Annotated in this window: 10 protein-coding genes; 5 read left to right on the top strand and 5 right to left on the bottom strand. The window is 62.0% G+C overall.

Annotated features, from left to right (window positions below; translation table 11 throughout):
* Positions 1-272 precede the first annotated feature (272 nt).
* Positions 273-1,250, top strand: a complete 978-nt coding sequence (locus G3545_RS00745; RefSeq protein WP_170009026.1) for a tricarboxylate transporter — start codon at positions 273-275, stop codon at positions 1,248-1,250.
* A 184-nt stretch (positions 1,251-1,434) separates the two neighbouring features.
* Positions 1,435-3,717, top strand: coding sequence for a xanthine dehydrogenase family protein molybdopterin-binding subunit (locus G3545_RS00740; protein ID WP_170009025.1), 2,283 nt, complete (start codon positions 1,435-1,437; stop codon positions 3,715-3,717).
* A gap of 36 nt (positions 3,718-3,753) precedes the next feature.
* Here G3545_RS00740 and G3545_RS00735 read toward each other — a convergent pair whose 3' ends face one another.
* Positions 3,754-5,076 carry an NAD(P)/FAD-dependent oxidoreductase gene (locus tag G3545_RS00735; RefSeq protein WP_170009024.1) on the bottom strand — a complete coding sequence of 441 codons (1,323 nt, stop codon included), beginning with the start codon at positions 5,074-5,076 and terminating at the stop codon, positions 3,754-3,756.
* Positions 5,077-5,506: 430 nt separating this feature from the next.
* On the opposite strand from G3545_RS00735, the gene G3545_RS00730 reads away from it, so the two are divergent.
* Positions 5,507-5,962, top strand: a complete 456-nt coding sequence (locus G3545_RS00730; RefSeq protein ID WP_170009023.1) for an acyltransferase — start codon at positions 5,507-5,509, stop codon at positions 5,960-5,962.
* A 71-nt stretch (positions 5,963-6,033) separates the two neighbouring features.
* On the opposite strand, the gene G3545_RS00725 is transcribed toward G3545_RS00730, so the two are convergent.
* Positions 6,034-6,897: a glycosyltransferase family 92 protein gene (locus G3545_RS00725; protein WP_246702637.1), complete on the bottom strand. Its 864-nt coding sequence runs from the start codon at positions 6,895-6,897 to the stop codon at positions 6,034-6,036.
* Positions 6,898-7,467: 570 nt separating this feature from the next.
* Between G3545_RS00725 and G3545_RS00720 the strand changes: the two genes are divergently transcribed.
* A complete protein-coding gene (locus G3545_RS00720) occupies positions 7,468-8,169 on the top strand; it encodes a glycosyltransferase (RefSeq protein ID WP_170009021.1) in 702 nt (233 codons plus the stop codon).
* Between the two features lie 196 nt (positions 8,170-8,365).
* Here G3545_RS00720 and G3545_RS00715 read toward each other — a convergent pair whose 3' ends face one another.
* From G3545_RS00715 to G3545_RS00705, 3 genes are all read right to left on the bottom strand, one after another.
* Positions 8,366-9,085, bottom strand: coding sequence for a membrane-anchored protein (locus tag G3545_RS00715; RefSeq protein ID WP_170009020.1), 720 nt, complete (start codon positions 9,083-9,085; stop codon positions 8,366-8,368).
* A 33-nt stretch (positions 9,086-9,118) separates the two neighbouring features.
* The gene (locus tag G3545_RS00710; RefSeq protein WP_170009019.1) at positions 9,119-9,952 is read right to left on the bottom strand and encodes a 3-deoxy-manno-octulosonate cytidylyltransferase; all 834 of its coding nucleotides are present in this window, start codon (positions 9,950-9,952) and stop codon (positions 9,119-9,121) included.
* 286 nt (positions 9,953-10,238) lie between these two features.
* A complete protein-coding gene (locus tag G3545_RS00705; protein WP_170009018.1) occupies positions 10,239-10,943 on the bottom strand; it encodes an FCD domain-containing protein in 705 nt (234 codons plus the stop codon).
* 187 nt (positions 10,944-11,130) lie between these two features.
* Between G3545_RS00705 and G3545_RS00700 the strand changes: the two genes are divergently transcribed.
* Complete coding sequence (locus G3545_RS00700) at positions 11,131-12,135, top strand: ABC transporter substrate-binding protein (RefSeq protein WP_170009017.1); 1,005 nt, start codon at positions 11,131-11,133, stop codon at positions 12,133-12,135.
* Positions 12,136-12,151: the final 16 nt, after the last annotated feature.

Here is a 12,151-nt window from a genome sequence, read left to right as displayed (position 1 = left end):
TGCTCGACGGTCGTTGCGCCAACATCGACTAGTCGTGCCGGCCAACCGACAGGCGGGCAAACAGCTTCGTGCAGCTCAGTGCTCCGGCAAAGATATTCGATCAATCTCGAAATCCCGGAAGCACCGATCAAATAAGAAACAATAAATTCTAGAAGGAGGACAGAATGAACATCACGAAATTTCTTTCAATACCGCTGATGTGCGGAGCGTTGATCGCATCTGCATCGGCGGCGTCCGCTGTGGACTTTAGCGGTCAGCGCATCGAGATCCTGGTGCCCACCGAACCCGGTGGCGGCACCGACATCTATGCCCGCTTCCTCGGCCCGCTGCTGAGCGAAAAGCTTCCGGGCAAGCCGACCATCATCATCAACAATGTTCCCGGGGCCGGTTCGATCGCCGGCGGCAATCAGTTCCAGAAGCGCGCGCGGCCGGATGGCCTCTCCCTCATTGCCATCGGCACCTCGATAACGACGAACTACGTGTTCCGTGACAAGCGCGTGCAATTCAAGCTCGAGGACTGGATTCCCATCATCAGTTCGCCGCAGGGCACGGTGGTGTATTCGAGCAAGTCGCTCAGCGCCAAGAAGCCCGACGACATCGCCAAGCTGCGCGGCGAAAAGCTCGTAATGGGCGCCAACAATGCGACTGGCGGCGACATGCGGGTGCTATTGAGCCTCGACAGCCTTGGCATGACCGTCAATCCGGTGTTCGGCCTGAATCGGGGCGAGGTCAGGCCCGGCTTTGAGCGCGGCGAATTCAACATCAATTGGGAGACCACCGCCGGCTATCAGGTCCAGGTGCTGCCGATGGTCGAGTCCGGCGAGGCGGTGCCGCTCTTCACCTTCGGCGTCGCCGATGACAGCGGCAAGATCCTGCGCGATCCGGTCGTGCCCACTCTTCCGACCTATATCGAGGTGTACCACTCGCTCTATGGGAAGGATCCGGAGGGACCACCCTTCAAGGCGTGGCTGGCGATGTTCGACCTGAACGTCATGGCGGCGAAGGCCCTGGCCCTGCCGGCCGGTACGCCGAAGGAGATCGTCGACACCTACAATGAAGCGATCAAGGCCGTCGTCGCCGAGTTCAACAACCCGCAATACAAGAAGCAGGCAGACGACATTGTCGGCCCCTACCCCCAGGCCCTCGGCACCGCTGCCGGGCGTGCGCTGAAGGGAGCCGTCACGCTGGACGACGAGACGTTCTCCTGGCTGAAAGGTTGGCTGGCGTCGAAATATCAGGTCAAGCTCTGAAGCGACTCGGGATCAGGATGGCAGCCGCTCAGCAGCCTTCGTGCCGGCGCCTGCCGGATCGGACAGAAGCAGTCGAGAGAACTCCGTGACTTCATTTGCCAAGGTCCGGCCAGCCGCAGGCACGACCACGTCTACGATCCCAGGCTACGGAGAGTCGCTGCGGCGGCGCGAGGACCTCGCTCTCGTGCAAGGTCGGGGACGTTATGCGGACGACCTGAAGCCGGAAGGCCTGCTGCACGCGGGCGTCGTGCGTTCCATCTACGCGCACGCCCGCATCCTCTCGGTCGATACCTCCGCCGCTCTGGCGGTGCCGGGCGTGATGGCCGTTCTCACGGCGCGGGACGCCGCTGCGGACGGCCTTGCGAGCATCGCCTCCCCGGTGCATTTCTCCACCATCGAAGGTCCGATGGACGCCGGAACGCCGCGCCCGGTCCTCTGCGGCGACATATGCCGCCACGTCGGTGAGCCGGTCGCCCTGGTGGTCGCGGAGACCGCGGCTATCGCGCAGGAAGCGGCCGAACTCGTGCAGGTCGCCTATCAGGAACTTGCCGCAGTACCTCGGATCGAGGATGCGCTTGCGGCTGGGGCGCCGGCCGTGTGGGAGGAGTTTCCCGACAACGTCATGCTGACCTGGCGACAGGGGAGCGAAAACGCCGTGCAAGCGGCGATCCGGTCCGCCGCCCATGTAAGCCGTCATGTCATCAAGATCAGCCGCGTCGTGGCCGCGCCGCTGGAGCCGCGCATCGTCACGGGTTCGGTGGAGGATGGAAGGCTGGTGTTGCGGACCAGTTGCCAGAGTCCGCACATCCTGCGGAATGCCCTGGCGGCGAACGTCTTCAAGGTTCATCCCTCCGAAATCCGCGTGATCGCCGACGACGTCGGCGGCTCTTTCGGCATGAAGACCGGCCCCTACCGGGAAGACGTTCTGGTGCTGTGGGCAGCCCGCCGCCTCGCACGCCCGGTGCGCTGGAAAAGCACGCGCAGCGAGGCGTTCCTGTCGGACGACCACGCCCGCGACACCCATCTCAAGACCGAGCTCGCGCTGGATGAGGCGGGTAATTTTCTCGCCTTCTCGGTCCATTGCGATGTCAATGTGGGCGGCTATCTCACTGCGCGGTCGCTGTCGCTGCTGCGCAATATCGGCGGCGCCGCCGGTGTCTACCGGACCCCTGCCCTGTTCGCCGAAATCCGCGGCGTCTTCACCCATTCGGTCCAGACCTCGGCCTATCGCGGCGCCGGTCGCCCAGAGGCCACCTACGCCATCGAGCGGACCATCGACCTCGCGGCGCGCGAGCACGGCTTCGACCCCTTCGAGCTGCGCATGCGCAATCTGGTCCCGCCGGAGGCAATGCCGTTCCGCACCGACCTCGTCTACACCTATGATTGCGGGGACTTCCCCGGCAACATGAGGCGTGTCGCCGAGCTGATCGATCGCGCCGGCTTTCCGGCACGCCAGGCCATCGCGAAATCCAAGGGCAAACTTCGCGGCATCGGCTTCGCCAATCCCATCGAGGTCGCCGGCGGCCCGGTTGAGCGGCCGGGCAAGGACATGTCGCGAATAACCGCCCATCCCGATGGCACGTTCAGCCTTGAATGCGGGATCATGTCGGCCGGCCAGGGGCTTGAAACGGCGATGACGCACATCGCCGCGCTCAAGCTGGGGATCACTCCGGATCGCATCTTCTATGCGCAAGGCGATACCGACCGGCTGCCCATCGGACGCGGCAGCGGCGGGTCGAGCTCCGTGGTGGTTGGAGGCTCGGCAGTATCCGTCGTGGTGGACCGGCTGATCAAGACGGCGCGCGAGCGGGCGGCCGACATGCTCGAAGCCGCGGCTGCAGACCTGGAATTCAGCGCCGCCGCGTTCCGCATCGTCGGGACCGATCGCACGGTCACGCTGGCGGAGCTTGCCGCCCTCGGGGAAGACAGACCGGAGGGTGCCAATCATGACCGACGGCTATTCGCCGAGGCCGAGTTCCAGTCAAGCGGCGTCACCTATCCGAACGGCTCCCACGCCTGCGAGGTCGAGATCGACCCCGAAACCGGCGAGGTGAAGCTCTTGAACTACGCCGCGGTCGAAGATATCGGGCGCGTGCTCAATCCGATGCTTGCCGACGGCCAGATGCATGGCGGCATCGCGCAGGGCTTCGGCCAGGCGGTAAAGGAAGCCATCATCTATGACGAGAGCGGGGAATTGCTGACCGGCTCCTTCAGCGACTATGGACTGCCGCTCGCTTCCGACCTGCCGAGCTTCGATCTGGATTTCCGTGAGATACCCACGGCGGTTAACCCACTTGGTGCCAAGGGCATTGGCGAAGCGGGAACGGTGGGGGCGCTCTCCGCCGTCATGAACGCGGTGTGCGACGCCCTGAATGCGGTCGGCGTGCCAGATCTTGAGATGCCGGCAACTCCGCTGAGGGTTTGGTCTGCGATCCAGGCCGCAGCGAATTCCGGCAACGACCGATAAAGAGTGACGGCGCAGCCCACTTGGTTCGAAAATGCTCTAAGCCATCGACGGGCCGCTCCTCGGCGCAACCGCGCGAACCGCCTGCTTCGCCGCCCGCTCGCCGGAGAGCCACGCGCCCCCCACCGTACCCCACAACCCTTCGTGGGTATGCTCGCCAGCGAAGAACAGGCGGTCGTCGATGGGCTTGGCCAGCGCACGGCGCAGATGCGCCGTGCCCGGTTCCGCGCAGGAGAACGCACCAAGGGCGAAGGGCTCCCTGCTCCAGGCCGTGGCGCGAACCTTTGCGATCCGCCGGGCGGCCGACCGGCCGCATTCCCGCGCGATGACCTCACGGGCGAAGGCTCCGGCAGCGGCGGGCGAGCCGGCAAGCTCCACCGCCAAGTCCCCACCCACCTCGATGCTGTGGAGATCGGTGCCCCCGATGCGCCCCAGGAGGGCGCAGCCGCGCCGCCCGTCCGAGCGGAAGAAGACCAGTTCGTCCGCCTTCAGGTCGAAGGGGTTCTTGGGCAAAAGGAACGCGATGTGGTCATAGGCACCCAGAGAAATGCCCTCGATGGCGGCGCGATGGCCGGTGTCGAGTTCGGGGAGGATGCGCAGGCGCTCCCGAACCAGGAGGCTGGGTGGAACCGCGATGATCACCGCCGCGCAGCGCAGGATGCCGCGGCTGGTCTCCACTGCCACCTCGTCTCGCCCCCGCAAGTCCACGGCGGTGACCTGCGTATCAAGATGGACGCTGAGCGGTGCCGCCAGATGCGTGATCAGCGTGCCGAAGCCCTGGCGGCAGAAATCGTCCACCTCCTCTTCTTCCGAGCGAGCGAAATCGAGGGTGGAAATGTGGTTCAACTCCTTGGCGCAGGAGAGCGGGCCGACGATCAGTTCGGCAGTGCTTCCCCAGGGGCCGCCGAGCTTCGGCAGGACGTTGGAAGCCGGCACATCCCGCGCTGCGCTGCCCGCCGCCGTGATCGCCTGCTCCACCCGCGCGATGGCGTCGTCGAAAGCCTTATACTCGCCGTCCGATCCTTCGCGGCCATTGATGAACAGCCGCGGCTCGTCGGGAGCGCGGTAGATGTCGAAACCCGCTTTCTTGCCGAGGCGCGACAAGGGATGCAGGCCTGGCATGTGGATCCAGTGGGCACCCATGTCGAAGGGCACGCCGAAGGTCTGCATGTCCGTGACGGCGCGCCCACCGACCCGTGAGGAGGCTTCCAGGAGCGCATAGGGGCGACCCATCGCCGCAACGCTTCGCGCCGCCGCAATGCCTGCAGCTCCAGCACCAATGATGACGATATCGACCCGCCCTGACGGGGCGGCCCGGCCGCCCCACAGCCCGAAGCTTTCGGCGGCGACAGCACCGGCCATGACGGACGATCCGATGATTACTTCCCTACGTCTCATGGGAGTACCGGATATTCTTATTATGTAACTTTCATAGTACCATCATCGCCTTGTCACGGCAACGCTGGGTTGGACCGCGCTGCCGGGCATCCACAAGGACGCCACCGGCAAGCGCCGGTTGGTAAGCGGTGGCTGCGAAATCCCCGATTGATGGACCCGAGTGGACGTAAGGGCACTTGAATGGGACGGTTCCCGAACCTAGTCTGCAGACAGGCGCGGTGATCACGCGACCGATGATGAGTTCGATCGTCCAATTGCTGTTGACCATGATCACCATGGCGGGGCGCGACGTGTCCACAATAGGTGATCTCCGCCGATGCTGAATTTTGGCTTTCTGATGCGCCTGCGAGCTGTGTTGTCGGGCGGATCCCTAACCATCGGAAGGCGCCCAAAGATGCTGTACCTTCCCCGCTTCCGCTGGCGAGAGGGCAAGATACGCATCGGTGACAAGATATCGACCCGCTGCGGCGTAGTAATCGATGCGCAGAGTGGCAGCATAGAGATCGGGCGAAACGTCTCTCTTAACGACTATACAGTCCTGCTCGGGCACGGTGGCATCCGTATCGGCAACGACGTACGTATAGCCGCCCATGTCGTCATAACCTCTTTCGACCATGGCTTCGATGATGTGACTATCCCGATCCGCCGCCAGTCGCTTCAAAAGAAACCCGTCACGATCGAAGATGATGTCTGGATCGGGGCTGGCGCAAAAATCCTCGGCAACACGCATATAGCGCGTGGGTGCGTCATCGGCGCCAATAGCGTGGTCAGGGGCAAGACTGTTCCGAATGGAATCTACGTTGGCGTGCCAGCGCGACTTTTGAGGCTGCGGGGCGAAACTGCGGCCTGAAGGCGCAAGGCACCATATATCTCTGTAGACTCGTTGCTCGTGGACGGAAGAAGGCACGGCTCCCAGCGTGGTCAATCTTCGTCGGCAAGGACGATTTTATTTCGGGCCACGAACTCTATCATTGCCCGATCCTCGATCACCGAGGCCTCTATGGTTCGCGTCGTCTTCTCCATCTTTTCAATCAGCTTTTCCTTCGACGCGATGTAGTTTGAACCGCGCTCCATCTTCATGCGCATTTCTTCCACGGATTTGCTGTAATAGTGGTTGAGCTGGAGAAAAGCGTTCGAATAGAAGCGCGGCTTCTTGCGGCCGTCACGCGTCGTGCGGTATCCCGCATCGTTCATGGTGAGTTCGCCGAACTCCCGTGTCTTGAACTGATGGATGGTCACCTCGGTGACTTCGCACGGATCCACGATGCATTTGAAGTTGGTCACGTGCTCCTCGTCGCTCATGGGGTCGGCGCTGCGCATCGTGTAGTTCAGCGCCACCGGACCGAACGGCTTTGTCTTGTGTCCGCTGGATCCGAACATGTGCCAGGGCAGCGAGACATTCGGGAAATCGCCAGTCTCCGCCAGCGCTTGCTCAATGGTCGCGCCGTTGCGAGGCAGCAGGAATTCATCCGCGTCGATAAAAGCCATGCGGCGATAATCTGCGCCGAAGTTCAATATGGCGTGGGCGAAGGCGAGCACCTGCCCGTCGATCAGCTGCGCCGAACGGCTCGCGGATACCTGGCCGGCCCAGGGGATGACCGTCAGCTCACCCGGGTGAAGAATCCGGTCCAGCACACTGCATGTGACATCCTTGGAGCCATTATCGTAGACGATGAAGTGGCGCACGCCGACGGCGCGGTGGAAGCGCGCCCACTCGCCAATATACTGGGCCTCATCCTTTACGCAGATCGCAATCGCTATCCCGTGTCTGTCAGGGTGTGGCACGGGAGGTTGAATCGAAAGGCTTTTAATGCTCGACTTCTTTCGTCCAAACCACACTACGCACACTCCAAAATTCACCCACTCGACCGGACGCAGGGCGCCGGTTGCGAATGTCGCGCACCATATTATTCACAATTGAACGCCGTGCAATAATGTGTGGTGGCAGTATCATAATACATGACAGGCAATACGATTGCCGATTGCCGGAACACGCGCCCACCGCAGCCCGCAACTGACTGTCGGCTGATGATCGATGAGGAGTGGCCGCGCATCTCCCTCCTCATATGGCATTGCCGGCCTTCAGGTAGCGGCGACGCCTAAATGATCCGATCGCTGTCGGTTGGCTTCACCAGTCGGCCGGAAAAGCCGATAGAGCTGCCGCATGGGCAATGCTTCATTGTTAGACAGCAGCCTTGGTGATCGTCTCGGGAATTGACCCGGATCAAAGCGGCCACGTTTATAATGATACAAATCTGACGCCCCAGCATTCGGCTGCGCACCACGATATGCTAATAGCGCCGCAGGCCGCCCACGAGCGAACTGACACATCGAGTTGAAGCAGAAAGACAGGGCATGACCAAGTCGCTGGATATCTATATCGGCTGGGATTCACGCGAGCCGATCGCATACGACGTCGCCAGGCAATCGATATTGGAGAATGCGAGCATTCCGGTACGCGTATTCCCGATCCGTCTTGCCGACTTGGTCGAGCAGAAGGCCTACACCCGCGACATCGACCCCCTCGCCTCCACCGAATTCACCTATTCGCGGTTCTTCACGCCCTGGCTGGCTGGCTACAAGGGTTGGGCGCTGTTCTGCGATTGCGATTTCCTGTTCTTCTCCGATGTCGCCCAGTTGCTCGCCTATCAGGACGAGAGCAAGGCGGTCGCGTGCGTCCATCACGATTACACCCCGAAAGAGGGGTTCAAGATGGACGGCAAGGTGCAGACGTCCTATCCGCGCAAGAACTGGTCCTCCTTCATGCTCTTCAATTGCGAGCATCCCTCGACGCGGAAGCTGACCCCGGAGCTCATCAATCGGGAGAGCGGCGCGTATCTCCATCGCATGCAATGGGCCGCCGACAACGAGATCGGCGAGATTCCCACCGAATGGAACTGGCTCGAAGGCTGGAACGAGAAGCCGGCCTCCGGCACGCCCAATGCCGTGCATTTCACCAATGGCGGCCCATGGTTCAAAGACTGGCAGAATGTCGACTATGGCGAGCAATGGACCGCCAAGGCGCTCGCCATCGATCCGGACTTCAAGCCGATCTGAGCCGGGATCCGATCCATCCGGGCGGAAACGGCCGCGCCGTCAGGCCTTGCCGTTGACGCCCGGATCAATGCGGCGGCATCAACCTCGATCAGCGACTTCACGCGGGGGAAGCGGCGCGAATGCTCGCTGAACGGGGTATGGATCCTCGCGCAGCTTACCGACGTCAAAGTGCGCGTGTGGTTCGACCGCGGGGCAGCTATTGCCCTGTCCACAACGCAATGCCCAGTTCTTCCGCCACATGGGGATCGGCTGTGAAGATCGGCCGGCCGGCTTCGATCAGCTTATCGAGCACCATTTTATCCATCTGCACGTGCAGGCGCGACAAACCCACCTTGTTGTAGGCATGGCCAGCCGAGTTGGGATTTATTCCCGTGATGATGACGGCGGGCGCGCCATTGTAGAGCGCGAAGAGAACCGCGTTCATGCCGTTCGAGCATTTGGAATCGGCGTCCATCTCGAGTGAGCGCATGCCCACCACGCGATCGAGCAGGGCCATCCGCTCATACCGATCGACGATTTGCAGCCGGTCATACTTGTAGTCAAACGCCTGCAGGCCTTTTTCCAGCCGCTCACGATCGTTCTTTCGCCAGAGCAACACATACAGCGTTCCGGTCTTCCCTCCTCTCAGAACGCGCCTGACCTCGATCGCGTTCGTCGTGGTTCCCTCGACCTGGTTGAACATCATCATCGTCACATCGGGCGCGTCGACGCCCCATGCGGCGATCACCGATTGGGACCCATTCACAGTCACGACCGAGAAGGTATCGTCGAAGCCAGCCGGCTTGTGGGACGTAGGCGCCGACCCGACCACGACAACCGGACCCGCAAATCGAGATGGTGCCGTCGGCGGGGTTGGGCGGATCAGGCGATACTTCAAGCTGCGGTACAATCGCTTGCGCGTATCTGAAAATCCCATATCAACCTCGGAGTGTCGCTGCAGAATCCGGCACTAATTGCGATTTTTCTTCTTCAGGAACTCTGGCTTCAGCCCTCGGAAAAATTCATCAATTGCCCGCAATACATTGGTAAGCGAGATCAACTTGTCCACGCGTGTGTCGGTTTGACTAAGTCGCGAGGACAGCACTTCCGCCATCGTCGCGGATATCTCGGCCGCGGGCAATTCCGGAAAGCGGGAAGTAAGGGAGGAGTAGCTGCCGCCTGCGATACCCCCATGGATGGCAAGCTTGCCCACCCGCGCAAAGAGCCGCAGAAAGATTTGCTCGAACGTCCAATCATGCACGTTGACCGCCCGCCACTTGTCGCTGCGGTTGGCGGAGAACCCCGCCAGGACGATCTCAGGCGGGAGTTTCTGATCCACCAGCCACAACGCCATGGCGAAGCCGGACGTGGGAACCTTGTCATCGGGATAGAAATCAGCGCAGAACCCTACCAGGTCCAGATGTCCGGTAGGCGTCCCAAGATAATCGGAGCTGGTATTCAGCTTCTCGTTCGTCGCCAGCCTAAGGTTCAGTATACCCAGAAATCGCTCTGGCAAGAACAGCTTGACAACGTCAGCCACCTCCTGCCGGTACACGATGTTGGCACCCTGCGGTTGGCCCCGCGAAATCAACAGGGAGTGTCCGGTAAACTGCCTGTCGAGAATTTTATATACTTTGTTGAAAAATACAAAGAGCGCAGTATCCGGATAATACTTCCTCAGTTCATTGACGTTTACATCATCACTATTGGCTACAAGTATAATGTGCGTGAACGCCGAGAATAGATCGCGCCATTGCTCTGTCGTCGTCACATTTTCCGTCGCTCCGGCGTCAGGCAGAGTCATAGTCGGGTTGTCCTACGCTAGTGCTGTCTTTCTCTGCCGGCGGCGGGGCTTGGCGCTCAAACCCAGCGGGTGCCCTCTATAGGAGGATTTCTTTTTCAAATCAAAATGGCCAAGCTTGATAAACCGGAAAAATGGCGTTCTCCGTTCAGACATTCCGGTATGGCCGCGTGGCCAGGCGTCCGCAACGGGTAACAGGGTTGTGACGCTACGTCAGGATTGCTCGAAAGCGCGCTTTAGCGCAACCAATCTTCGAATGGTTGCCGTCACGCCGGTCGTAATTCGACCCTCAACCTTCGGCGAGCTGTTGCTGCTTTTCGAGCAGCTTGCGCTCCACCGTCTGCAGATGGGCGCGCATCGCCGCGGCGGCGCCGACCATGTCGCGGACCTCGATGGCGTCGACGATCCGCTCATGCTCCTCGAAGCTGTGATGGTCTGGCGCCGGCTTCACCGGGATCGCCCGCAGCCGTCCCCAGGTGACGGCGCGACGCACCGCGTTCAGCGTGTCGAACAGGCCGAGCAGCAGGCTATTGTGCGTGGCCTCCGCAATCGTGCGGTGCAGCCGGGTGTCCCATCCCTCATATTGCCGCCAGGTATCAGCCTGGCGTGAGCGGGTGAGGCAGAGCCGCATCTCGGAAATATCCGCCGGCGTCGCCATGAAGGCGGCGGTACGCGCCAGTTCCGGCTCCATGGCGAGACGCGCCCGCATCACTTCCGCTGGATTGCTGCGCCGCGCCAAGGCGGTGATGTCGGCGAAGGTGTCGAGCGGGCGCCCGCCGATGAAGGTGCCTTTGCCGACATGGCGCCAGAGCTGGCCTTCGGACTCCAGCACCTCGAGCGCCTTGCGCAACTCGGCTCGCGAGACTCCAAGCGCGGCAGAAAGCTCGCGCTCCGGCGGCAGGCGGCCGTCGTCGGGCAGCTTGGCCTGCGCCAGATAAGCGCGGAGCTGGGTGACGAGGCCGGTCTCCGGTGCCGGACCATTGGTTGCGAGCATGCGGCGGCGTTCCGACCAAATTACGATTGGTCCAATCTATGAAGCCACGAAAGCGTGTGGTCAAGCGGACCTTGCGTTAGGTCGCCTTGACTCGGCTGACGCAGCCAATATAAACCAAGAGCGAATTGGTTTTGCATTGCCCACGTACTTCGAAGGCGGACAACCGCCCACACCCAGGGAGCTGAACATGCCCAGAACCACCACCCAATCCGTTACCCGTTTTGCCGCCGGCATCGGCGCTCTGGCGCTCGCCGCCACCTTCGGTCTCGCCGGCACGGCCGAGGCCAAGGTCCGCGTCGCCTTCGGCGACATTGCCAGCGTCGAGACGCTGCATCTTCTCGTCGCGCTGGAACGCGCCAAGGAGAAGGGCGTCGACATCGAGATGACGTACCTGAAGTCCGAGGACATCGCCGCCCAGGCGGTGGTCAGCGGCCAGGCCGATATCGGCGTCGGCGGCCCCTATGCGCTGATCCAGAAGGTGAAGGTGCCGGTGCGCATCTTCCTCCAGCTCTCCACGCTGCGCTTCTATCCCGTCGTGAACGCCGAGTTCTACAAGACGTGGAAGGACCTCAACGGCCAGGAAATCGCGGTGCATTCGCGCGGCTCCGGCACCGAGGCCATCATGAAGCTGATGGAGCAGAAGCAGGGCATCAAATTCTCCAAGATCAGCTACATCCCCGGCTCGGAAGTGCGCGCCGGCGCCCTGATCCAGGGCAATGTGAAGGCCAGCATCGTCGATGCCGCCGGCCGCCGGCTGCTCGAAGCCAAGGCTCCCGGCAAGTTCATCGTGCTGCCGCTGGAAGGCGTCGCCGCCACCGACGAGGCGCTGTTCGCCCGCGAGGATTTCCTCAAGAGCAACGCCAAGGACATCAACACCATCACCGAGTCGGTGCTGACCACCTGGCGTGAAGTGCAGGGCAACCCGGCCGTGGTCGCCGAATGGCGCACCAAGTACAAGCTGCTGCCCGATCTGCCGGCCGACCAGGTCGCCGAGATCACCCCCTATTTCGCCGAGCAGGCGAAGGGCAAGGCATTCCCGATGAATGGCGGCGGCGAGGCTGCGGCCAAGGATGACTTTGCCTTCTACACCCTCTCCGGCCAGCTCCAGGGCGATCCGGCGAGCCTGAAGACCACGGACTTCTGGGAGCTCGGGCCGCTGAACACCGCGCTCGGCAAAGTCGGTACCAACTGAGGCAATTGGCAAGAGA

Source organism: Starkeya sp. ORNL1 (assembly GCF_012971745.1).
GTDB lineage: Bacteria > Pseudomonadota > Alphaproteobacteria > Rhizobiales > Xanthobacteraceae > Ancylobacter.
This window is presented reverse-complemented; position numbering and strand designations above follow the sequence as displayed.